Annotated in this window: 21 protein-coding genes and 1 pseudogene; 14 read left to right on the forward strand and 8 right to left on the reverse strand. The window is 63.6% G+C overall.

Annotation, left to right across the window (positions count from 1 at the left end; all coding sequences use genetic code 11):
• Nucleotides 1-112: 112 nt before the first annotated feature.
• The 6 genes and pseudogenes from P8R33_RS13795 (at nt 113) to P8R33_RS13820 (ending at nt 7,796) form a co-directional block, all read left to right on the forward strand.
• Nucleotides 113-1,648, forward strand: a complete 1,536-nt coding sequence (locus P8R33_RS13795; protein WP_278329544.1) for a peptide chain release factor 3 — start codon at nt 113-115, stop codon at nt 1,646-1,648.
• A 37-nt stretch (nt 1,649-1,685) separates the two neighbouring features.
• Complete coding sequence (locus P8R33_RS13800; protein WP_278329545.1) at nt 1,686-2,555, forward strand: alpha/beta fold hydrolase; 870 nt, start codon at nt 1,686-1,688, stop codon at nt 2,553-2,555.
• A 35-nt stretch (nt 2,556-2,590) separates the two neighbouring features.
• Nucleotides 2,591-3,295, forward strand: coding sequence for an endonuclease/exonuclease/phosphatase family protein (locus tag P8R33_RS13805; protein WP_347569053.1), 705 nt, complete (start codon nt 2,591-2,593; stop codon nt 3,293-3,295).
• Between the two features lie 146 nt (nt 3,296-3,441).
• On the forward strand, nt 3,442-3,780 hold the full coding sequence (locus tag P8R33_RS13810) for a P-II family nitrogen regulator (RefSeq protein ID WP_278329546.1): 339 nt from the start codon (nt 3,442-3,444) through the stop codon (nt 3,778-3,780).
• 20 nt (nt 3,781-3,800) lie between these two features.
• Nucleotides 3,801-5,144: an ammonium transporter gene (locus tag P8R33_RS13815; protein ID WP_278329547.1), complete on the forward strand. Its 1,344-nt coding sequence runs from the start codon at nt 3,801-3,803 to the stop codon at nt 5,142-5,144.
• Between the two features lie 270 nt (nt 5,145-5,414).
• A pseudogene (locus tag P8R33_RS13820) lies at nt 5,415-7,796 on the forward strand (TonB-dependent receptor).
• 50 nt (nt 7,797-7,846) lie between these two features.
• On the opposite strand, the gene P8R33_RS13825 reads toward P8R33_RS13820, so the two are convergent.
• The 4 genes from P8R33_RS13825 to P8R33_RS13840 are packed head-to-tail and all read right to left on the reverse strand — an operon-like array spanning nt 7,847 to nt 11,164.
• Nucleotides 7,847-8,170 carry a YkvA family protein gene (locus P8R33_RS13825; protein WP_278329548.1) on the reverse strand — a complete coding sequence of 108 codons (324 nt, stop codon included), beginning with the start codon at nt 8,168-8,170 and terminating at the stop codon, nt 7,847-7,849.
• A 34-nt stretch (nt 8,171-8,204) separates the two neighbouring features.
• Nucleotides 8,205-9,791, reverse strand: a complete 1,587-nt coding sequence (locus tag P8R33_RS13830) for a GMC family oxidoreductase (RefSeq protein ID WP_278329549.1) — start codon at nt 9,789-9,791, stop codon at nt 8,205-8,207.
• A 24-nt stretch (nt 9,792-9,815) separates the two neighbouring features.
• A complete protein-coding gene (locus P8R33_RS13835; RefSeq protein ID WP_278329550.1) occupies nt 9,816-10,754 on the reverse strand; it encodes a sterol desaturase family protein in 939 nt (312 codons plus the stop codon).
• Between the two features lie 2 nt (nt 10,755-10,756).
• Nucleotides 10,757-11,164: a hypothetical protein gene (locus P8R33_RS13840; RefSeq protein WP_278329551.1), complete on the reverse strand. Its 408-nt coding sequence runs from the start codon at nt 11,162-11,164 to the stop codon at nt 10,757-10,759.
• A gap of 66 nt (nt 11,165-11,230) precedes the next feature.
• Here P8R33_RS13840 and P8R33_RS13845 point away from each other — a divergent pair, with 66 nt between their 5' ends.
• A complete protein-coding gene (locus P8R33_RS13845) occupies nt 11,231-12,652 on the forward strand; it encodes an amidohydrolase (RefSeq protein WP_278329552.1) in 1,422 nt (473 codons plus the stop codon).
• Here P8R33_RS13845 and P8R33_RS13850 read toward each other — a convergent pair whose 3' ends face one another.
• Both P8R33_RS13850 and P8R33_RS13855 read right to left on the reverse strand, forming a co-directional pair.
• Entirely contained in the window at nt 12,653-13,093 is a 441-nt protein-coding gene (locus P8R33_RS13850; protein ID WP_278329553.1) for a protein tyrosine phosphatase family protein, read from the reverse strand.
• Nucleotides 13,090-13,908, reverse strand: a complete 819-nt coding sequence (locus P8R33_RS13855; protein ID WP_278329554.1) for a TerC family protein — start codon at nt 13,906-13,908, stop codon at nt 13,090-13,092. The genes P8R33_RS13850 and P8R33_RS13855 overlap by 4 nt, the downstream gene beginning before the upstream one ends.
• A gap of 254 nt (nt 13,909-14,162) precedes the next feature.
• On the opposite strand from P8R33_RS13855, the gene P8R33_RS13860 reads away from it, so the two are divergent.
• The 7 genes from P8R33_RS13860 (at nt 14,163) to P8R33_RS13890 (ending at nt 20,991) form a co-directional block, all read left to right on the forward strand.
• Entirely contained in the window at nt 14,163-14,918 is a 756-nt protein-coding gene (locus tag P8R33_RS13860; protein WP_278329555.1) for a cold-shock protein, read from the forward strand.
• Nucleotides 14,919-15,059: 141 nt separating this feature from the next.
• Nucleotides 15,060-16,253: an aspartate aminotransferase family protein gene (locus tag P8R33_RS13865; RefSeq protein ID WP_278329556.1), complete on the forward strand. Its 1,194-nt coding sequence runs from the start codon at nt 15,060-15,062 to the stop codon at nt 16,251-16,253.
• The gene (gene argF, locus P8R33_RS13870) at nt 16,253-17,197 is read left to right on the forward strand and encodes an ornithine carbamoyltransferase (protein ID WP_278329557.1); all 945 of its coding nucleotides are present in this window, start codon (nt 16,253-16,255) and stop codon (nt 17,195-17,197) included. Before P8R33_RS13865 ends, argF begins: the two co-directional genes overlap by 1 nt.
• Nucleotides 17,198-17,239: 42 nt before the next feature.
• Nucleotides 17,240-18,145, forward strand: coding sequence for an Hsp33 family molecular chaperone HslO (gene hslO / locus P8R33_RS13875; RefSeq protein ID WP_278329574.1), 906 nt, complete (start codon nt 17,240-17,242; stop codon nt 18,143-18,145).
• 96 nt (nt 18,146-18,241) lie between these two features.
• Complete coding sequence (locus P8R33_RS13880) at nt 18,242-18,640, forward strand: hypothetical protein (protein ID WP_278329558.1); 399 nt, start codon at nt 18,242-18,244, stop codon at nt 18,638-18,640.
• A 40-nt stretch (nt 18,641-18,680) separates the two neighbouring features.
• A complete protein-coding gene (gene queC, locus P8R33_RS13885) occupies nt 18,681-19,400 on the forward strand; it encodes a 7-cyano-7-deazaguanine synthase QueC (RefSeq protein WP_278329559.1) in 720 nt (239 codons plus the stop codon).
• Nucleotides 19,401-19,404: 4 nt separating this feature from the next.
• Nucleotides 19,405-20,991: a spinster family MFS transporter gene (locus P8R33_RS13890; RefSeq protein ID WP_278329560.1), complete on the forward strand. Its 1,587-nt coding sequence runs from the start codon at nt 19,405-19,407 to the stop codon at nt 20,989-20,991.
• A gap of 105 nt (nt 20,992-21,096) precedes the next feature.
• On the opposite strand, the gene P8R33_RS13895 is transcribed toward P8R33_RS13890, so the two are convergent.
• The gene (locus P8R33_RS13895; RefSeq protein WP_278329561.1) at nt 21,097-21,627 is read right to left on the reverse strand and encodes a superoxide dismutase family protein; all 531 of its coding nucleotides are present in this window, start codon (nt 21,625-21,627) and stop codon (nt 21,097-21,099) included.
• A gap of 93 nt (nt 21,628-21,720) precedes the next feature.
• On the reverse strand, nt 21,721-22,123 hold a 403-nt coding region (locus tag P8R33_RS13900), incomplete at its 5' end, for an OmpA family protein (protein WP_278329562.1).

Below are 22,123 nucleotides of genomic sequence, written 5' to 3' on the forward strand. Positions count from 1 at the left end.
AAGGCCCGCTCACCCTGAGCCTGTCGAGGGGTTTGGTGCAACGCTGCGACTATGCTTCGACAGGCTCAGCATGAGCAGTTCGGGGTTCGATTTTGACAAGTAAGAAAAGCCGATGACCTCAAATCGCCGCACCTTTGCGATCATTTCGCACCCCGACGCGGGTAAGACAACGCTCACCGAAAAGCTGCTGCTGCAGGGCGGGGCGATCCATCTCGCGGGCGAGGTCAAGGCGCGCGGTGCGGCGCGGCGGGCGCGGTCGGACTGGATGAAGATCGAGCAGCAGCGCGGCATCTCGGTCACTTCCAGCGTGATGACCTTCGAGAAGGAGATCGACGGCGAAGTCATCACCTTCAACCTGCTCGACACGCCGGGGCACGAGGATTTCTCCGAAGACACCTATCGCACGCTGACGGCAGTCGATTCCGCCATCATGGTGATCGACGTCGCGAAGGGGATCGAGAGCCAGACGCGCAAGCTGTTCGAAGTCTGCCGCCTGCGCAACGTCCCGATCATCACCTTTGTCAACAAGGTCGACCGGGAAGGGCGGCCGCTGTTCGAAATCCTCGACGAGGTGGCCGATGCGCTCGCGCTCGATGTCAGCCCGCAGAACGCGCCGCTCGGCATGGGCGGGCTGTTCACCGGTGTGCTCGATTTCGAAACCGACATGGTCACGCGTCCGGAAGGCGGCAGCAAGGAGTTCCTCGGCAAGCGCGAGCCGCTGGGCGATCTGCCTGAGGAGCTCGAGGAAGAGATCGAGCTGACGAAGATCGGCTACCCCGAATTCGACCTCGAAGCCTATCGCAATGGCGATCTGACACCGGTGTTCTTCGGCTCCGCGCTCAAGAATTTCGGGGTCGAGGAGCTGATCGAGGCGATCGCCAAATGGGCCCCGCCGCCGCGCCCTCAGCCGGCTGGTGAGGAGCAGATTAGCCCCGAACGCGACGAGGTCACCGGCTTCATCTTCAAGGTGCAGGCAAACATGGACCCCAACCACCGCGACCGGATCGCTTTTATGCGGCAGGTTTCGGGCACATTCAAACGCGGCATGAAGCTGACGCCGAGCGGGCTTGGCAAGCCGATCGCGGTTCACTCGCCGATCCTGTTCTTCGCGCAGGATCGCGAGATCGCGGACACGGCCTTCGCGGGCGACATCATCGGTATTCCGAACCACGGCACGCTGCGCGTCGGCGATACGCTGTCCGAGAAGAACGACGTGCGCTTCACCGGCCTGCCGAACTTCGCGCCGGAAATCCTGCGCCGCGTGGTGCTGGCCGATCCCACCAAGACCAAGCAGCTACGCAAAGCGCTCGACGATCTTTCCGAGGAAGGCGTGATCCAGGTCTTCTATCCCGAGCTGGGCGCACAGCACATCGTCGGCGTGGTCGGCCAGCTGCAGCTGGAGGTGCTGATCTCGCGCATGGAGGCGGAGTACAAGGTAAAGGCCAATCTCGAGCCCTCGCCCTTCGCCACGGCACGCTGGGTCAAGGGCGACGACAAGGCGATGGACGAATTCGAGAAATTCAACCGCGCCAATCTTGCCCGCGACCGGGATGGCGATCTGGTCTTCATGGCCAAGAGCCCGTGGGACGTGAATTATCAGGAAGAGAAGAACCCGGACCTGACCTTCTCCGCCACGAAGGAGCGTTGAGGTTGAAACTGTGCGGGGCTTGTCGCAAAGCCCGCACATGACCATTCCCGGCCCGACCTCCCAGACCTTCATTTCGCAGCGCCTGCGCCTCAACTATCTCGACTGGGGCAATCGGGGGAAGCCGCCGCTGGTGCTGGTCCATGGCGGGCGAGACCATGCGCGCAGCTGGGACTGGGTGGCGGAAGAACTGTGCCAGGATTGGCACGTCGTGGCGATGGACCACCGCGGGCACGGCGATTCCGACTGGGTTTCCGACGGCAACTATTCCGCCGGTGACATGGTCTATGATCTTGCCCAGCTAATCCATCAGCTCGGGGTCGGTCCGGTGACCATCGTCAGCCACTCGATGGGCGGGAACGTCTCGCTGCGCTATGCGGGTACCTTTCCCGACATGGTCACAAAGATCGTTGCCATCGAAGGCCTCGGCCCCAGCCCCAAGCGGCAGGAGGAGATGCGTGCAAAGCCCTATCCCGAGCGGCTGAACGAGTGGATCGGCAAGAAGCGCGCTGCGTCCGGACGCTCCCCGCGCAAATACGAAAGTATCGAAGCCGCCTTCGCGCGGATGATCGAGGAGAACAGCTACCTCACAGAGAGCCAGGCCCGGCACCTCACCATCCACGGCGTCAATCGCAACGAGGACGGTACCTATAGCTGGAAGTTCGATCCGCACCTCAATGTCTGGCCGGTCGAGGACATTGCCGACGAGTTTCTCCACCAGACCTGGGCCGCGATCACTGCGCCTACCCTGCTGCTCTACGGCGCCGACAGCTGGGCCTCCAATCCAGAAGGCGACGGGCGGCTCGACCATTTCGCCCATGCCGAGGTGATCGAGTTCGCAAATGCCGGACACTGGCTCCACCACGACCAGTTCGACCGGTTCATGGCGACGCTCAAGGATTTCCTCTGACGATGGCACCATCGCAGCACCGTTTGCGTTGATCGATGGTGCACCTCACTTTCGCCAGCTACAATATCCATAAAGCGGTCGGCCTCGATCGCAGGCGCGATCCCGAGCGTATTCTCTCGGTACTGCACGAGATGGACGCCGATATCATCGCGTTGCAGGAAGCGGACCGGCGCATCGGCGACCGGGCGACAGTGCTGCCGCGCGCAGCCCTCGACGATACCAGATGGCGGGTGGTCGAGGTTGCGCGACGGCCGCGCAGCATCGGATGGCACGGCAACGCGCTGCTGGTCAGGCGGGATGTGGAGATCGTTGCCAGTCACGCGCTCGACATTCCGACCCTCGAGCCGCGGGGCGCGGCGTGCGGAGAAATCGCGGTGGACGGCAAGCTGCTGCGCGTGATCGGCACGCATCTAGACCTTTCCGGCCTGCGCCGCCGCGACCAGATCCGCTCGCTCCTGACCTATGTCGAGGCCTGCAAGCGCGATTTGCCCTCGGTCATCCTCGGCGATTTCAACCAGTGGGGCCGCAATACCGGCGCCATGCGGGAATTCGGCAAGAACTGGCAGCTGGTCACGCCGGGCCGAAGCTACCCGAGCCGACAGCCGATCGCGACGCTCGACCGGATCGCCGCCACGCGCCACTGGGAATGCGTCGACACGAAGGTGCATCACACTTCCCTGGCTGCGATAGCATCGGATCACCTCCCGATCATTGCGCGGCTGAAACTGCACACAAAATAATCAGCCGATTATAATTTAGGCAGACCAGCTGTTTTTGGGCCTCGCACCTGCGGCCCGTGGCCTTCACAATTCTGTTTGGCACGCTTCATGCTGCACCTGCGAGAGCCGGCATCGGGGCCGGTGGATAGCCAGCAGGGGGTGAACGCGTGAAATTCATCATCGCCGTCATCAAGCCATACAAGCTCGACGAAGTGCGCGAAGCGCTCGGCGCGGTGGGTGTGGCCGGAATGACCGTGTCCGAAGTCAAGGGCTTCGGGCGCCAGAAGGGGCAGACCGAGATTTATCGCGGCGCCGAATATTCGACCAACATGCTGCCCAAAGTGAAGCTGGAAATTGCGACCAGCGACGACCTCGCGCCGCAAGTGGTCGAAACCATCCAGCAAACCGCCAGCAGCGAGGCGATCGGCGACGGGAAGATCTTCGTCTTCGACCTTGCCAGCGCCACCCGCATCCGCACCGGCGAAACCGGCGATACCGCGCTGTGACGACGATGAAGGAACCAACCATGCTTCGCACTCTTTCCCGCGTGGGCGCCATCGGCCTCGCGCTTCTCGCGCCGGTTGCGGCATTCGCGCAAGATCCGGGGCTTCAGGCACCCGTCGCGGTCGCGGAGGCCGCTGCAGCCGTGCCCAATCCCGGCAACAATGCCTGGATGATGACCGCGACCGTCTTGGTCATGCTGATGATCCTGCCAGGCCTCGCGCTGTTCTACGGCGGCCTCACCCGCTCCAAGAACATGCTCTCTACCATGACCCAGATCGGCGCGACCGCCTCGCTGGCGATGCTCGCCTGGGTGATATGGGGCTATTCCACGGCCTTCGGTCCGGAAGGCAATGCGTTCTTCAGCTGGGGCAATCTCTTCCTGGCGCAGACCGACGCATCGAGCACGGCCGCGACCTTCACCGACGAGGTGATCAGCGAATTCGTGTTCATCAGCTTCCAGATGACCTTCGCGGCCATTACTGCAGCGCTCATCCTGGGCGCGACGGCAGAGCGGATGAAGTTCAGCGCCGTCATGCTGTTCGTGCCGCTGTGGCTGACGATCGTCTATTTCCCGATCGCCCACATGGTCTGGGCCGGTGGCGGGCTGCTGTTCGAAGACGGCGCGCTCGACTTTGCGGGCGGTACCGTGGTCCACATCAACGCCGGCGTTTCGGGTCTCGTGCTCGCCTACCTTCTCGGCAAGCGCCGCGGCTATCCCGCAGAACCGATGCCCCCGCACAGCCTGACGCTGACCATGGTCGGCACGGGCCTCCTGTGGGTGGGCTGGTTCGGTTTCAACGCCGGCTCGGCGCTCGAGGCGGATGCTTCGGCTGGCCTCGCCATGATCAACACCTTCGTCGCCACGGCGGCTGGTGCGCTGACGTGGATGGTGATCGAGAAGCTGGCAGGGCACAAGGGCTCGGCTCTCGGCTTCTGCTCGGGCGTCATCGCCGGCCTCGTCGCCGTGACGCCTGCAGCGGGTAACAGCGGTCCCTTCGGCGCGATCCTGCTCGGCATCGTCAGCTCGGCCGTCTGCTACGTCTTCGTGGCGAAGATCAAGGCCAAGCTCGGCTATGACGACAGCCTCGACGCCTTCGGCATCCACGGTATTGGCGGCATCGTCGGCGCGATCGGCACGGCTGTAGTCTACCAGCCGTTCCTCGCCGGTCCGGGCGACGGCTCGACCGCACTCGGCGTCCAGCTCTGGGTCCAGATCTACAGCGTACTCGTGACGATTGTATGGGCCGGTATCGGGACCCTGGTCGTCGGACTGGTCGTCAAGATGCTGCTCGGCCTCAGGGTCACCGAAGAAGCCGAAGTCGACGGCCTCGACATCTCCGAACACGGGGAGCGGGCCTACAATTGATACCAAGTTAGGCGGGGCCGCCTCTTCTCTCTCCTCTCCTCTCGGAGGTGGCCCCGCCAAACGATGTTCCTCCTGCGAACATGAGCCTTCAAGGGCCGGAGATCATTCTCCGGCCTCTTTTTTTCGCGCCACGCCGATGTGACTCGATTGCTACGCAGTATTCGCGAAATGGGTGCTCGCACATTGTAACTATTGATAAGTCTCCCTCCCGGATTCATCCCGCTTGTTGTTGCAGGGCCGAAAACGCCCGCACGCAGGAGGAGACGGATTATGCAAGCTATCTTCACGCACAGGTTCAGCCGCGCTGCGTCGCTGCTCGCAGGCTGCGGCCTCGTCGCGATCGCGAGCCCGGCGACCGCACAGGTCGCGGAGCAAGTCGAAGGCGACGAAGACGTCATCATCGTGACCGCGACGAAGCGCGATTCGACGATCCAGGACGTCCCGTTCTCGATCAATGCGCAGACGCAGGAAGACATCCAGAAATCGGGCGCGGGCAATCTGGAAGATCTGTCACGCAACGTTGCCGGCCTTTCGGTTTAGAACCTCGGACCGGGCCAGAGCCAGGTTTCGGTGCGCGGCGTTTCCGCCGGGCAGGTCGTGCGCGACCAGCCGGGCGTGAAGGAGCAGGTCGGCGTCTATCTCGATGAAAGCGTGATTTCGCTCTCGCTGTTCACGCCCGATCTCGACCTCTTCGACCTCAATCGCGTCGAAACGCTGCGCGGTCCGCAAGGCACGCTGTTCGGCTCGGGCAGCGTCGGCGGCACGATCCGTTACATCACCAACCAGCCGCTGGTCGGAGTGACCGAAGGCCTTGTCGAGGGCAATGTGAACCTCGTCGACGGGGACGATCTCGGCTGGCACGCCAAGGGGATGGTCAACCTCCCGCTCGGCGAACGCGCGGCCATCCGCGCCGTCGGCTATTACACGCAGTACGGCGGCTTCATCGATGCGATCGGCCCGGCGGGCGGCGAGGACATCAATGGCGGCGAACGCTATGGCGGCCGCCTCGCGCTGACCATCGACACCGGAGAAGGCTTCAGCATCACCCCGCGCTTCATATATCAGAAGATCGCCGCGGACGGCTTCAACCGGCAGGAGATCTGGAATCTCTACGCCAACCCCGACCAGGCCGATCCGACCGTCTTCGACGAGCGCGAGCAGTATCTGAAACTGCGCGAGGCGTTCGAGGACGAAACACTGATCGCTGACCTCGTGGTCGAGGCGGAACTCGGCGCGGTCACGTTGACCTCGGTCAGCTCGTACACCAATCGCGATATCCTGGTGAGCCGCGATGCCAGCGCGCTGAGCGGATCGGTTTCGGTCGATCTCGGCTATCCCACCGCTGCGATCAACCTGCCGTCGAACTTGCGCGATACGACCGATGTGAACGCGATCACGCAGGAGCTGCGGCTGTCGTCCAATGGTAACGGACCTTTCCAATGGGTTGTCGGCGGGTTCTATTCGAGCACCGACCGCTTCTACCGCCAGCGCCTGCCGACACCGGGCTACGCGGCGGCTACCGATGCTACGCTTGGCGCGGGAACCTCGGCAGCAGTCGCCAATGGTTTCCCGAACCTCGATTCGCCCTACAATGCGGACATTCCCTACGAACTGGAGCAGATCGCCATTTTCGGCGAAGCGACCTACGCCATCACCGATGCTTTCGATGTGACGGTCGGGGCGCGTTATTACGATTTCGAGGAAAGCCGCCGCTTCGTCTCGGGCGGCCTGTTCGCCAATGGCGACAATGCGGCAGATACGACGAAATCGGACGGTGTAAGCCCGCGTGTTCTGCTCAGCTACGACGTCAACGACACGCTGACGCTCAACGCACAGGCATCGAAGGGCTTCCGCCTCGGTGGCGTGAACGATCCGCTCAACGTTACGCTCTGTTCGCCGGACGATGAAGCGCTGTTCGGCTCCTTCCAGAGCTATGACGACGAGAGCCTGTGGAACTACGAAGTCGGTGCGAAGGCGCAGGGGCGCGGGTTCTATGCCAATGTCGCGGGTTTCTATAACGACATCAGCGACCTGCAGGTCACGCTCGATGCGGGCAGCTGCTCTTCACGCGTCGTCTTCAACGTGCCGGATGCCCACTCGATGGGTGTGGAGGCGGAAGTCGGCTTCTCGCCCACTCCGGGGCTGGACTTCGTCTTCTCCGGCAGCCTGATCGAAGCGGAATTCGATTCCACATTGCCCGAACCGCTGGCCACCGCCACCGGCATTCGCGAGGGCAATCGTCTGCCGTCGGTTCCGGAATTCCAGCTTTCGGTCTCGGGCAGCTACGAATTCCCGGTTTCGGCCACGGCGGATGCCTATGTCGCGGCATCCTACAGCCATGTCGGCAATCGCTACACCCAGCCGGCGGACCAGGAAAACAATCCGCGCACCTTCGTGCATGGCTTGCCGTTCCTTGGAGCACCGGCAGACGCATCGACAACGGTCGATCTGCTCTTGCCGTCCTACGATCTGGTGAATCTCAACGCTGGCGTCGATTTCGACTCCGGCTTCTCGCTGGTCGTCTATGTGAACAACCTGCTCGACGAGAATGCACTGCTCAGCTTCGACCGCGAGCGCGGTGGGCGGGCGCGACTAGGCTATCAGGTCGGCACGCCGCGGACCTTCGGCATTACTGCCCGCCAGAGCTTCTGATCGGGCTTGAAAAGCGGGAAGGGCCGGGGAGCGATCTCCGGCCCTTCTCTTCATGGCAGCAGCCATAGCCCTGCGAGGGCGGCGACAAACAGCCAGAGCGCAATGATGGGCACTGCCGCGGTTCGCGAGCTGGGTCGCTCGGCCATCTCACTGGCCGCAGTGCGATATTCGCACATGAGGTTGGCGGAGACCAGTTTGAGCACCAGCCAGATGCCGACCAGCACGAGGATGACGTCGTCGAGCAGGCCGAGCACGGGAATAAAGTCTGGAATCAGGTCGATCGGGGTCAGCGCATAACCCGCGACCGCCAGCGCCAGCAGGCGCGCGGCCAGCGGGGTGCGCCGGTCGCGCGCGGGGATGTAGAGCGCGATCACGTCGCGCTTGAGCGCTTTCGCCCATGCTTTCGGATCAGGCAGCCAGCGCGTCCTTCACGAAGTCGGCGCAGCGTTCGCCGATCATGATGCTCGGCGCGTTGGTGTTGCCGCTGACGAGACGTGGCATGATGCTGGCATCGGCGATGTAGAGCCCGTCGATCCCGCGCGCTTTCAGCGTCGGATCGACTACCGCATCCGCATCTGCGCCCATGCGGCAGGTGCCGACCGGGTGATAGACGGTGTCGGCGCGGCTGCGGATCAGCTCGTCGAGCTGCGCATCGTCGTCCAGGTCGATAGCGTAGCGATCCTTCGGCTCGTAGCGCGCAAGGCTCGGCGAGGATGCGATCCGGTGCGACAGCCGCACGCCTTCGCGCAAGGTCGCAATGTCGCGGTCGTCGTCGAGGAAATTCGGGTCGATCCGCGGGGCATGGCTCGCCTCGCGGCTGTCGAGGCGCACGGTGCCCCGGCTTTCGGGCCGCAAGACGCAGGCGTGGAGCGAAAAGCCGTGGCCTTTCACTTTCTCGCGCCCGTGATCCTCCAGCATGGCGGGTACGAAGTGCCACTGGATATCGGGCGCAGGTGCATCGGGCATGACCTTCCAGAACCCGCCGGCTTCGGCGTAGGGCGTGGTCATGATGCCGGTGCGCTTGCGCCGGTGCTCGACGATGGCCTTGGCCATGCGCACGGTGCCTGCCAGGCTGTCGCCGATGAAGTCCTTGCTCTGCGTTTCCCAGCTGGAGACGTAGTCGATATGGTCCTGCAGGTCCGACCCGACAGCGGGCTTGTCCAGCTTCACCTCGATCCCGTGCTCGCGAAGATGCACCGCCGGGCCAATGCCCGACAGCATCAGGATCTGCGGCGAGTTGAACGCTCCGGCCGAAAGCACCACGGCTCCGCGCGCCGAGACGGTGCGCTCCTTCCCGCCCACCGAATAGGTAACGCCGGTGACGCGCCCGTCGGTGATCTCCAGCCGCTGGACGGTGACGCCGATACGGATGTCGAGGTTCTTCGATTTACGCTTCGGCTCGACATAGGCGCGCGCGGCGGACCAGCGTTCGCCATCCTTTTGCGTTACTTGGTAGAGGCCGAACCCTGCTTGGGTGGCTCCATTGAAATCGTTGTTGCGCGGCAATTGCAGCTGCGCCGCGGCCTCGACGAATGCGAGGCTGCCCGGGTTCGGCCATTTCTGGTCGCTCACCCACAGCGGGCCATCGTCGCCGTGAAATTCGTCCTCACCCCGCACATTGTGCTCGGCGCGTTTGAAATAGGGGAGCACGTCGTCGTAGCTCCAGCCGGAGCAGCCGAGCGCAGCCCAATTGTCGTAATCCCAGCTATTGCCGCGGATGTAGACCATGGCGTTGATCGCCGAGGATCCGCCGAGCCCGCGTCCGCGCGGCTGGTAGCCGGTGCGCCCGTTCAGCCCTTTCTGCGGCACCGTCTCGTAGCGATAATTCGACTTGTCGGTGAGAAAGGGCATGAAGCCCGGCGTCTTGATCAGGGCAGTATTGTTGCGCCCCCCGGCCTCCAGCAGGCACACGCGCTTACCAGCTTCTGCCAGCCGGCCTGCGACCGCGCTGCCTCCGCTACCGCCGCCGACGACGACTACGTCGAATTCATCCATGATATCTCCTCTCGATTCGAGAGGTTAGGCAGCCTCGGCCTCGCCCGCAATCGGGTTTTCGAATGAAACGGGTTTGGCGTCCGAAGCCTGTCGTGCCAGCCATGCAGCGCGGATCTGGTCGCTGGTCTCGCGGCTGCCGTCGTGAGTCCAGCCGGGTTGGCGCAGCAGATAGCCGAGCTTGCTGCCCCATGGCGCGCGCCAAATGTCCTGCGCGATGCCGATCCATTCGTGGAACACCGCCCACAGCAGGTTGAAGCTGCCGAGCTGCTTGACGATGCCGTAGCGGATCTTCTCGTCTTTCACCTCGGGCTCGAACGTGCCGAACAGCTTGTCCCAGATGATGAAGACGCCTGCGTAATTGCGGTCGAGATAGCGCGGATTGGTCGCATGGTGCACCCGGTGGTGGCTCGGCGTGTTCATAATCGCCTCGAACCAGCGCGGCATCTTGTCGATCGCCTCGGTGTGGATCCAGAACTGGTAGATCAGGTTGAACCCGCCTGCGAGCGCGATCATGCCCGGATGGAAGCCGAGCAGCACCAGCGGCAGGGCGAACGCGAAACCCAGCGTCATGAAGCCGGTCCAAGTCTGGCGGAGCGCGGTGCTGAGATTGTAGTGCTGGCTCGAATGGTGGTTCACATGGCTCGCCCAGAACCAGCGCACGCGGTGGCCGAAGCGGTGGACCCAGTAATATTTGAGATCGTCGAGCACGAAGCACAGCGCGAAAGCCCACCAGCTCCAGCCGATGTCGAACAGGCGGAACTGCCACACCCACAGGAACAGCGCGAAGAACAGCCCGCCGAAGATCAGTCCGCTAACCGTGCTGCCGAGGCCGAATGCCAGGCTGGTCAGCGTATCGCGCGGCTCATAGGCCTCGCGCCGCTTACGCCAGGCCCAGATCATTTCGATCAGGACCAGTGCGACAAAGCCGGGCACGGCGAGTTCGGTGGGCGAGAAATCGGGCATGACTAGCGGTTCTTTATCGCCTCGATCGCCTGCATCCAAGCTGAAGCGTCGGCAAGCGCGAGCCGCGCGGAGCCATAACGTTTCTCCGCCGTATCGACAAAGAGCGCACCATCCTCGATCCGTGCGTCTGCCCGATCGCTCAGCAGGCGACCGGCGATGTGCGTGCCATGCGGCCGCAACAGGAGGATCCGGCCCCCGGCATCGCGCAACAGGGCGCCGCGGCCCTCATTGTCCAGCCCGATTGCGACGGGTTCGAAGCCGCTGACGGCCTCGTCTGCGGCCCGCCGCGCGGCATTCTCATCGTCCAGCCTTGGCTCGGGGCCGAGCTTCAGCCGCCACGCAATCGCGGCCAGCACGAGGATTGCGGCGAGCGAACCGAGAAACTGCAGGAGGGCGGGTGGCAGGGTCATGTAAATGCCGATTTGGCATGGCGCGGATTTTGCGGCAAGCATGCGCCGACCAGGGAGATATTCCGAATGAAATTCGCCGTCCTACTCGCCGCCACCGCTATGACGCTCGCGCCGCCTGCAGCCGCGCAGGAGGCCGATCCCATCGCCGCAGTCGAGGCCGAAAGCGAACGCACGAGCCGCGTTGCACGCGAAATCTGGGAGCTGGCGGAACTCGGCTATCTCGAGACGCAGTCGAGCGGGTTGCTGGTGGACGAATTGCAACGGGAAGGCTTCTCCATCCAGCCGGGCGTTGCCGGCATACCGACGGCCTTCGTGGCCGAATGGGGCAATGGCGGGCCGGTCATTGGGCTCCTCGCGGAATTCGACGCACTACCGGGGATCAACCAATCGACCTCGCCCAATCGCGATCCGATCGAGGGCAAGCACGCGGGGCACGCCTGCGGGCATAATTTGTTCGGCGCAGGCTCGCTCACCGCCGCGATTGCGATCAGGAACTGGCTGGAGGCGACCGGTACGCCGGGCCGCGTCAGGCTTTATGGTACGCCGGCCGAAGAAGGCGGATCGGGCAAGGTCTATATGACCCGCGCCGGTCTGTTCGACGATGCCGATTTCGTGATCGACTGGCACCCGGCGGACCGCAATTCAGCTGCCTCGCGCATGAGCCTCGCCAACCGCTCCGGCAAGTTCCGTTTCCGCGGCGTGTCGGCCCATGCAGCGGGAGCGCCGGAGCGCGGACGCAGCGCGCTCGACGGGGTCGAGGCGATGAACATGATGGTCAATATGATGCGCGAGCACACCAGCATGGATACGCGCATCCACTACGTCATCACCGAAGGCGGCGCAGCCCCGAACGTGGTCCCCGACTTCGCCGAAGTGTTCTATTACGTGCGCCATTCCGATGCCGATGAAGTCCGGGCTCTGTGGCCACGGCTGGAGGCGGCCGCCAAGGGCGCGGCGATGGGAACCGGCACGGATGTCGATTGGGAGATCATCCACGGCAACAATCCGACCCTGCCGCTCGAATCGCTCCAGCGCATGATGACCGAGAAGCTCAACCAGCTCGAACCGATCGAATACACCGCCGAAGAACTCGCCTGGGCACGCGAGATCCGCGAATCCTTCGGCGAGGATGCCCCCGAGCTGTCGCAGGCGCGCGAGGTCGAGCAATTCGAGGTGAAGACCGGCTATGGCTCGACCGATGTGGGCGACGTGTCGCGCGCAGTGCCGACCGTCAGCGTCCGCACTGCCACATGGGTGCCGGGGACTGCCGCGCACAGCTGGCAGGCGGTTGCCGCCAGCGGCCACAGCTATGGTGCGAAAGGCACGCAGCAGGCCGCCAAGGCCATGATCTTGGCGGCAGTCGAGCTCTACACCAATCCGCAGCTGCGCGAGCAGGCGAAAGCGGAGTTCATCGCGGAGCGGGGCGAAGGGTATGAGTACCAGTCCCTCCTCGGCGACCGCGACCCGCCGCTCGATTACCGCCGCTGATCAGTCGCTGGATTTACCCGCCAGCATGTCCACCGTCGGGCGGACGGGATCGATCGAATAGCCACCGGCTTCCGCTGCTGCGGCGATCTCGTCCGGGTCGCGGCCATGCTTGGCCTGGGCGAGCGACCACAGCAGCGTCGAGCGCGTGCCCGACCGGCAGAAGCCGAGCACGGGACGGTCGGCCTTGGCGAGAACTTCCGACATCGCGTCGACCTGCGGCATGCTGAAACCCGAATGGCCGATCGGAATCGCGACATAGTTCAGTCCGGCTGCTTTCGTGGCCGCTTCGATGTCGCTGCCTGCAGGCTGGTCGTCCGCCTCGCCTTCGGGACGATTGTTCACGATGGTACCGATTCCCATTGCGGCGGCTTGCGACACATCGGCCACGGAAATTTGCGGGCTCGCGTAGAAACCATCGTCGATCTTGCGGAAATCGGTCATGCGGCTTCTCCCTTGGCTGCGGCACGCTGCCCGGCACGGCGGCGGCGCTGGACGATGTTGAGGATTTCCACGCCGACCGAGAAGCCCATGGCGGCGTAGATATAGCCCTTGGGCACATGGAAGCCGAAGCCGTCGGCAACCAGCACCAGCCCGATCATCACCAGGAAGGCCAAGGCGAGCATGACCAGCGTCGGATTGCTCTCGATGAATTTCGCCAGCGGATCGGCGGCAACCATCATGATGCCGACCGTGATGACCACTGCGGCGACCATGATCGGAATGTCGTCGGTCATGCCGACCGCGGTCAGGATCGAATCGACCGAGAAGACCATGTCGATCGCTATGATCTGAACGATCACAGAACCGAAAGTCGCGGTGGCAGCAGCGGCGACGCCCGGTGTCTTGTCCAGCAGATCGCCCGAATCGTCCTCCGGCTCCATCGAGTGATGGATTTCCTTGGTCGCCTTCCACAGCAGGAACAGCCCGCCTGCGAGCAGGATGAGATCGCGCCCGGAGAAGGCCGTTTCGAAGCTGGCCTTGTTCGTGCCCTCGACCGGCGGCCCCACGATGCCGAGATCGAATATCGGGGTCTGCAGCGTCACCAGCCAGCCGATCAGCATCAGCATGCCGATCCGCAGGATCAGCGCGAGAGCGAGGCCGATGCGGCGCGCTTTCTGCTGCTGGTGCTCGGGCAGCTTGTTCGAGAGAATCGCGATGAAAATGAGATTGTCGATGCCCAGCACGACCTCAAGCGCGATGAGTGTGAGGAGCGCAAGCCAAGCAGCGGGGTCGGACAGGAGGGCCATGATTTCCATGGCGTCGCCATGCCAAGCCGGCCGGGGACGTGCAAGCGAAACGACGTGGCGAATGAGCATGCGAAAATGTCACAATTATGCGCGAGACGGCATTTGAACGCTAAATCGTTCGCAACATGCGCGGATTCGCGCTATGCGTGTCGAAATGTGCGGTGGGCTGCCCTGCGGGCGCACCCATCGCGGTCCGGCGCGGCAAGGCAGCCGACGCGCCGGGGATTGAGGAACACTGGCTGTACGAAGGTACTGTTCGGATTATGGGTTACGATAAAGGGCGCCGTCGCGGACGGGATAAGCGCGATGGTTTTGGGGAGGATAGCTTCGATCCGTTCGGCGGCCCGCCGGCGGACTTTGCTCCACACGATTCTTTCCGCGACAATCGCGGCGGTGGCGATCGCTTCGGCGGCGGCGGCGGCGGAGGCGGCGGTGACCGCTTCGGTGGCGGCAATCGCGGCGGCGGCGGTGGCGGCTTCGGCGGCGGCAACCGTGGTGGCGGTGGTGGCGGCGGTTTCAACCGCATGCCCGCCCAGGTCGTCGGCACCGGCAAAGGCACGGTGAAGTTCTTCAACAGCCAGAAGGGCTTCGGCTTCATCCAGCAGGAAACCGGTGGCGAAGACGTCTTCGTCCACATCAGCGCCGTCGAACGTGCCGGCCTCGAAGGCCTCGCCGAAGGGCAGGAGCTGGAATTCAACCTCGTCGATCGCGGCGGCAAGGTTTCGGCGCAGGACCTTCAGGTCGTCGGCGATGTCATCGCGGTCGAGCAGAAGAGCGCTGCTCCGCGGCGCGAGCTGACCGGTGAGAAGGCGACGGGTACGGTCAAGTTCTTCAACTCGATGAAGGGCTTCGGCTTTCTCACGCGCGACGATGGCCAGCCGGATGCCTTCGTGCATATCAGCGCGGTCGAGCGTTCGGGCCTGTCGGGTATCGACGAAGGCGAGCGCTACGAATTCGATCTCGAAGTCGACCGACGCGGCAAATATTCGGCGGTCAACCTCGTTCCCGTCCAGGAATAGGGACAGGAGTTGAGAATACCTGCCGCGATCCGGTTTGACCCGGACCGCGCGAGGCAATAGATCGCTGGCAAACACGCAGATGGCGGTTCCGCAAGGGCCGCCATTTGTCTTTCGATTTTAGCCATGCCCGCTGGAGGCCCCATGTCGATTTCCCCGCTGATGCCCGTCTATCCCCGTTGCGGCGTTCGCCCCATTCGCGGCGAGCATTGCCATTTGATCGACGAGGACGGCACCCGCTATCTCGACTTTGCGAGCGGCATTGCAGTCAACTTGCTGGGCCACAGCCACGAAGGGCTGATCAGTGCCATCCAGCAGCAGGCCGCCACGCTGATGCATGTCTCCAACCTCTACGGCAGCCCGCAAGGCGAAGCGCTGGCGCAGCGGCTCGTCGACAAGACCTTCGCCGATACGGTGTTCTTCACCAACTCGGGCGCGGAGGCTGTCGAGGCCGCGATCAAGACGGCGCGTGCCTATCATCAGCACGAGGATGGCGATGCTAACCGCACCGAGCTGATTACCTTCACCAACGCCTTCCATGGGCGCACGATGGCAACGATCAGCGCCTCCAACCAGGCGAAGATGCACAAAGGCTTCATGCCCCTGCTCGCCGGGTTCCAATATGCGGAATTCGACGATCTGGAGAGCGCGAAGGCGCTGGTGAGCGACAAAACCGCCGGCTTCCTCGTCGAACCGATCCAGGGCGAGGGCGGTATCCGTCCTGCGTCGCAGGAATTCATCAGCGGCCTGCGCGCTCTGTGCGACGAGCACGATCTCATGCTCGTGTTCGACGAGGTGCAGTGCGGCGTTGCGCGCACCGGCAAGCTTTATGCTTACGAGCACTACGGCATCGAGCCGGACATCATGGCGACTGCCAAGGGCATCGGCGGCGGCTTCCCGCTGGGCGCCTGCCTGGCGACGGAGACGGCTGCGCGCGGCATGGGCTTCGGCACGCACGGTTCTACCTATGGCGGCAATCCGCTAGCAATGGCGGCGGGCACGGCGGTGATGGATGCCGTCGCGAACGATGAGTTCCTCGCCGAAGTGACCGTAAAGGGCGAACGCCTGCGCACACGCCTCGAGCAGTTCATCGGCAACTATCCCGACCTGTTTGAACTGGTGCGCGGCAAGGGGCTGATGCTGGGCATCAAGATGAAGGTCGAGAGCCGGCCGTTCTTCGTCCACCTGCGCGATCATCACCAACTGCTGACCGTGGCCGCGGGCGACAACACCCTGCGCGTGCTGCCGCCGCTGGTGGCGGGCGAGGTGGAATTCGACGAGTTTCTCGACAAGCTCTCGGCCGGTGCAGCGAGCTATCAGGTGCCCGAGCGCGCCTAATGGCCGAACCGACCGCAGCCCCGCGCACATTCCTCGACCTGTCCGATGCGGGCGGAGATGCGATCGCCGCCATGCTGGCCGACGCTCAGGACCGCAAGGCTGCCCGGCGTGGGTGGACCAAAGGCAGGGCGGATGCGGACGCTCCGCTCGCGGGCCATGTGCTCGGTATGATCTTCGAAAAGAATTCGACGCGCACGCGGGTGAGTTTCGATGTCGGGATGCGTCAGCTCGGTGGCACGTCGCTGATACTGGACTCAGGCACTACCCAACTCGGGCGCGGCGAAAGCATTGCCGACACGGCCCGGGTGCTCAGTCGCATGGTCGATGCGATCATGATCCGCACCGACGATCACGCCAAGGCCGAGGAACTCGCTCACCACGCCAGTGTGCCGGTGATCAACGGCCTTACCGACCGCTCGCACCCCTGCCAGATCGTTGCCGACCTGCTTACGATGGTGGAACAGGGTAAGGCACTGCCCGGACTCGAACTTGCGTGGCTGGGCGATGGCAACAACGTGCTCCACTCGATCCTCGAGGCAGCGGCGTTGTTCAAGTTCAACGTCCGCGTCGGTACGCCGCAAGGCTACGAGCCCGAGGCGGGATTCGTCGAATTGGCGCGCGCCGCAGGGTCGCAGGTGACGCTGACGCAGGATGCAGCCGAAGCGGCTCGCGGTGCGGATATCGTGGTCACCGATACGTGGGTCTCGATGGGGCAGGAGCACGTCCACAACAAGCTCGCTGCGATGGCGCCATTCCAGGTCGACGCAGCCCTGATGGCGCATGCCAAGCCGGATGCCCGTTTCCTCCACTGCCTGCCCGCCCATGTCGGCGACGAGGTGAGCGAGGAGGTGTTCGAGGGCGAACAGTCCGTGGTCTTCGATGAGGCGGAAAACCGCATCCACGCGCAGAAATCCATCCTGCTCTGGTGTTTCGGGCGGCTTTGACGCGCCTCTGTTAATCGCTGTCGCGCCACCCATATGAGCGCGATGGACCAGACTACCCCCAATTCCGATGAAACCTACGCCGGGCGACTGCTCGGCTTCACGATCCCGTCGCGCAGCGCGCGGGGACGCGTCGTTCGCCTCGACTCCGTGCTGGACGAGATCCTGTCGGCGCATGACTATCCCGCGCCGATCACTCATCTCCTCGCGGAAGCGCTGGTGCTCGCCAGCCTGATGGGCGGCCTGCTGAAGGACGATGGATCGCAAGTAACGATGCAGGCCCAGACCGAGGCGGGCGCGGTCAAGCTGCTGGTGTGCGACTTCAGGGACGGCAAGCTGCGCGGCTACGTCGATTTCGACGAGGCTCGGCTTGCCGAACTCGGGGCGAACCCGTCGCTATTCGCGCTCTTCGGTAAGGGCTATCTCGCGATCACCTTCGACATGGCCGACGGGCGCGGGCGGTATCAGGGGATCGTCCCGCTCGAAGGCGATAGTCTCTCCGAAGCCTGCGAGAATTACTTCTTCCAGTCGGAACAAGTGCCGACGATGATTCGCTGCGCGGTACGCGGCGATGGCAGGTCGTGCTCCGCAGCCGGACTTCTCATCCAGCATTTGCCCGATGGCGAGGAGGGGCGCGAGCGGTTGCACGCGCGTCTCGATCACCCCGAGTGGGAGCACGTCGCCGTCATGGCTGGCTCGATCCGGCACGATGAACTCCTCGACCCTGCGCTTTCGCTCGAAGCGATCGTGTGGCGCCTGTTCCACGAAGAAGAGGAAGTTCGCATCCAGCGCGGTGCGCAGATCGTGCGCGGCTGCCGTTGCTCGGTCGAGCATTACGAGGAAGTGATTGCACGTTTTCCAGAAGCAGACCGGGCCGATATGCGCGATGACCAAGGCTTGATCCTTGTCGATTGCGCGTTTTGCTCGAAGCAGTTTGCCATCGCAGCATGACGTTTGTCGATACTATACAACGATTGGGCGCAGTTTCAGTGTATGCTGCGCGAATCACGGGCGCGTTTGTCATCTCTGACACGCGAAAGGAACGTCATGGCTAATGTGAAGGGATTGATGCTGGCGCTTGGCGCGTCGCTCGCGGTCGTCGCGGCACCGGCGCTCGGACAGGCCTCGCTCGCCATGCTGGATTCGCTCGACAAGGGCGGCTGGGAACTGCGCTATCGCGACGGCAGCACCGCGCGCAAAGTGTGTGTCCGTAGCGGCCGCGAATTCATCCAACTGCGTCACCGGGGGGGCGGCTGCAATCGCTTCGTCGTCGAAGATGGCGCGCGCGAGGTGACGATCCAGTACACATGTCGCGGCAACGGATATGGCCGGACGAGCATCCGCAAGGAAACAGCCAGCCTGGTCCAGATCGACAGCCAGGGGATTGCAGATGGCAAACCCTTCGAATTCTCGGCAGAGGCGCGCCGCACCGGAGCTTGCAGCTGACGGTTGCCGCCGCTGCTGAAGCGTCCTAGCGGCTTGGCGCATGACGACATCTGCAAACGATCGCGGGAAGGACCCCGCTGTAGTGCTGCTTTCGGGCGGGCTGGACTCGATGGTAACCGCGGCACTGGCCGCGGAGCGCGGATATGAGGTTCACGCGCTGACGATCGACTACGGGCAACGGCATGTACGCGAATTGCAGTCGGCGAGGGCGATCGCCGGCAAGCTGGGCGTGGCCCGCCATGTCGAACTGCCCTTGGATTTGCGGAAATTCGGCGGCTCTGCGCTGACCGACGACATCGAAGTTCCGAAATCGGGCGTCCGAGACGAGATCCCGGTAACCTACGTGCCCGCCCGTAATCTCGTCTTTCTGGCGCTGACGACTGCCTTTGCGGAGACATCGGCGTCGCGTGACATTTTCATCGGCGTGAATGCGCTGGACTATTCGGGTTATCCCGACTGTCGGCCCGAATTCATTGCGAGCTTTGCCGAAACGGCGCGGCTGGGCACGAAGCAGGGGGTCGAAGGCGCTCCCTTCACCATACATGCGCCGCTTCAGAATATGTCGAAAGCAGACATCGCGCGCGAGTGCGACCGGCTCGGCCTCGACCCGGCATGGAGCTGGTCCTGCTACGATCCGACACCGACGGGCGAGGCCTGCGGTGCATGCGACTCGTGCCGTTTGCGCCGAAAGGGCTTTGCCGAAGCGGGGCTAGTCGATACCACCGTCTACGCAGAGGATGCCCCTCGCGTGACGGAGTAGGAATTTGACCGAGAATACCGCAGCTTCCGTAGACCAGGCCCAGACCGCAAGCGAGGCGACCGGTAAGGTCCCCGCCTACAGCTGGTACGCGCTCGGCGTATTGGTGATCGTCTACGTCCTGAATTTCGTTGATCGGAACATTATCTCGATCCTCGCAGAAGACATCAAGGCCGACCTTGGCTTGCGGGACGATCAAATCGGCTTCCTCTACGGCACGGCGTTCGGCGTGTTCTATGCGCTCTTCGGCATCCCCTTGGGCAAGCTGGCCGATAGCTGGCATCGCGTGAGGCTCATGACGGCAGGTCTCGCGATCTGGTCCGCCTTCACCGCGCTTTCGGGGTTCGCCAAAAACTTCACGACGCTCAGCATCGCACGGATCGGCGTGGGTGTCGGCGAAGCGACGGCCAGCCCGAGCGCCTACTCGCTGATCTCGGACTGGTTTCCGAAGAAGATGCGCGCCACCGCGCTCGCGATCTACTCTTCCGGTCTGTACATCGGCGGCGGCATTTCGCTGCTGATCGGCGGCGCGATCGTCGAGAACTGGAACCAGGCGTATCCGGTAGATGCGCCGCTCGGGCTCGCCGGTTGGCAGGCCGCCTTCATCATCGTCGGTTTGCCGGGGCTGTTGCTTGCCCTTCTCGTCTTTACGTTGCGGGAGCCGGTGCGCGGGCAGAGCGAAGGGATCGTCACCCCGCCGGCGAAAGATCCCTTTCGTGGCTTCTTCAAGGAGCTCGTCGCGGTCATTCCGCCGTTCACGCTGATTGGCGCTGCACAAGGCGGCACAAAAGGCATTGTAGTCAATTTGCTTGGTGCCGCGGTCATCGGCGGCATCGCCGTCGCAATGGCGGATTTTACCGGTAATGCGCAGCAGTGGGGCGCGGTCGGGATCGGCTACTACGCGATCTTTTCCTGGGCCTCGACATTGAAGCGTCGGGACGAGCCGACCTTCTCGCTCATCTGGGGAACCCCTGCGTTCCTCACGACCATCCTCGGCTACGGCATGGTCGCCTTCATGTCCTATGCGGCGAGCTTCTGGGCTGCACCTTATGCGATCCGAGTTTTAGGCGAAGCGCCCTCGACAGCCGGTTGGTGGATCGGCGGACCCGGCGCAGTTGCTGGTTTTCTCGGGGTCATTCTCGGCGGCCGGCTGGCGGACTGGTTGAGGGAGCGCCTGTCGGCTGGCAGGCTTATCGTGGTTGCTTTCGGTCTCGCCGCAGCCTCGCCGTTCCTCTACCTGATGTTCACCACCCAGAACCCGACGCTGTTTTACATCGCTGCATTCATGCAGTCACTGTTCGGCAGTTCGGCTCTTGGCGGCGCGGCGGCCACGACGCAGGATCTGGTGTTGCCGCGAATGCGCGGGACGGCGACCGCGACGTTCTTTCTCGCCACGACACTGGTCGGGCTTGCCTTGGGCCCATACATGGCCGGGCAGGTCTCCAGCATGACGGGAAGCCTGTCGACCGGGGGGCTGAGCCTGCTCGTAGCGCTGCCTATCGGCCTGCTCCTGCTTGCGATAGCGTACCGGACGGTGCCAACGGCAGAGCGAACCGTGATCGAACGGGCACGCGCGGCCGGCGAGCCGGTTTGAGGCGCAAAACTTCGACGGAAACTTGTGTGCGAGCAGGCCGGAGCCTGCTCGCACCGCATTGATGTCTCAAGATGCTTGGTGCGGTGGGCCTTTTGACGAGCTAGCTCAAGCCTGTTCGATCACGCCGCAGGCGACCCGCGAGCCTGCGTCTCCAGCCGGATTGCTGACGTAATCGTCTGGACCGGCATGGATTACGACCGCCGTCCCATCGGCATCGAAGATGTCGGCTAGGACCTGGGTGGCATTACCTTCCAGATCGACCTGGGCGCTGGCCGTGCGATTGGCACCGACGACGAGGTTGGGAAGATCGCCGAGGTGCTTACCGCCTTCGGATAGCGAACCATGGGTGTTGTTGCCCGGATTGAGGTGACCGCCTGCGCTGGTAAAATCGGGCGCGGTACAGCTACCGGTGGTGTGCAGGTGAAAGCCATGCTCGCCCGGCTCAAGACCGACTGCGGCGATGGCGACCGAGACCATGTCTCCGTTCCTGAGCAACTGCACCGTACCTGCAGGGAGGCCTTGCGCGGTTTGCAAGGTCGCCGAACCGACGCGCTGTTCGGGAATGGAATCGACTGTGCTGCATGCGCCGAGAAGCGCGGCGGTGCCGATGGCAATCATTGTGTTACGTGCGATCATCGCTGTCCTCCAAAAATCAAGACTTCGATGACGCAACGAAGAAGGGGCCGGATTGCTCCGGCCCCTCGTTCATTTTCGCTTGGATAGCGAACCTTACATGCCCGAACCCGGACCGTAAGTGATTTCCACGCGACGGTTCTGCAGTTCGCGAACACCGTCGGCAGTCGGTACGCGGAGCTGGTTTTCACCGAACGCTTCGCTGGTGATCCGGCCACCCGGTACGCCGCGGCTGGTCAGGTAGTCACGAACCGACGAGTTACGACGTTCGGCGAGGCCCATGTTGTAGGCTGCCGTACCCGAAGTATCGGTGTGACCGGCCAGCATGACCGCTGCCGTACCGCAGTTGGCGTAAGCCGAAACCGCGTTGTCGAGGATCGTCGCTGCTTCCGGAGTGATGTCCGATTCGTCCCAGTTGAAGAAGACGATGTACGGACCCTGCTCGCAAACCGGAGCCGGCGGCGGGGGCGGCGGCGGCGGGGGAGGCGGCGGCGGGGGC

The sequence above is a fragment of the Qipengyuania flavescens genome (assembly GCF_029688735.1).
Lineage (GTDB): Bacteria > Pseudomonadota > Alphaproteobacteria > Sphingomonadales > Sphingomonadaceae > Qipengyuania.

Coding starts and splice junctions, on each gene's coding strand:
- P8R33_RS13835 (WP_278329550.1), bottom strand. CDS start 10,754: ATGCCCGATTTCTCGCCCACCGAACTCGCCGTGCCCGGCTTTGTCGCA.
- P8R33_RS13840 (WP_278329551.1), bottom strand. CDS start 11,164: ATGACCCTGCCACCCGCCCTCCTGCAGTTTCTCGGTTCGCTCGCCGCA.
- P8R33_RS13795 (WP_278329544.1), top strand. CDS start 113: ATGACCTCAAATCGCCGCACCTTTGCGATCATTTCGCACCCCGACGCG.
- P8R33_RS13860 (WP_278329555.1), top strand. CDS start 14,163: ATGGGTTACGATAAAGGGCGCCGTCGCGGACGGGATAAGCGCGATGGT.
- P8R33_RS13865 (WP_278329556.1), top strand. CDS start 15,060: ATGTCGATTTCCCCGCTGATGCCCGTCTATCCCCGTTGCGGCGTTCGC.
- P8R33_RS13815 (WP_278329547.1), top strand. CDS start 3,801: ATGCTTCGCACTCTTTCCCGCGTGGGCGCCATCGGCCTCGCGCTTCTC.
- P8R33_RS13850 (WP_278329553.1), bottom strand. CDS start 13,093: ATGACCGATTTCCGCAAGATCGACGATGGTTTCTACGCGAGCCCGCAA.
- P8R33_RS13895 (WP_278329561.1), bottom strand. CDS start 21,627: ATGATCGCACGTAACACAATGATTGCCATCGGCACCGCCGCGCTTCTC.
- hslO (WP_278329574.1), top strand. CDS start 17,240: ATGGACCAGACTACCCCCAATTCCGATGAAACCTACGCCGGGCGACTG.
- argF (WP_278329557.1), top strand. CDS start 16,253: ATGGCCGAACCGACCGCAGCCCCGCGCACATTCCTCGACCTGTCCGAT.
- P8R33_RS13880 (WP_278329558.1), top strand. CDS start 18,242: ATGGCTAATGTGAAGGGATTGATGCTGGCGCTTGGCGCGTCGCTCGCG.
- P8R33_RS13805 (WP_347569053.1), top strand. CDS start 2,591: ATGGTGCACCTCACTTTCGCCAGCTACAATATCCATAAAGCGGTCGGC.
- P8R33_RS13845 (WP_278329552.1), top strand. CDS start 11,231: ATGAAATTCGCCGTCCTACTCGCCGCCACCGCTATGACGCTCGCGCCG.
- P8R33_RS13855 (WP_278329554.1), bottom strand. CDS start 13,908: ATGGAAATCATGGCCCTCCTGTCCGACCCCGCTGCTTGGCTTGCGCTC.
- P8R33_RS13830 (WP_278329549.1), bottom strand. CDS start 9,791: ATGGATGAATTCGACGTAGTCGTCGTCGGCGGCGGTAGCGGAGGCAGC.
- P8R33_RS13800 (WP_278329545.1), top strand. CDS start 1,686: ATGACCATTCCCGGCCCGACCTCCCAGACCTTCATTTCGCAGCGCCTG.
- queC (WP_278329559.1), top strand. CDS start 18,681: ATGACGACATCTGCAAACGATCGCGGGAAGGACCCCGCTGTAGTGCTG.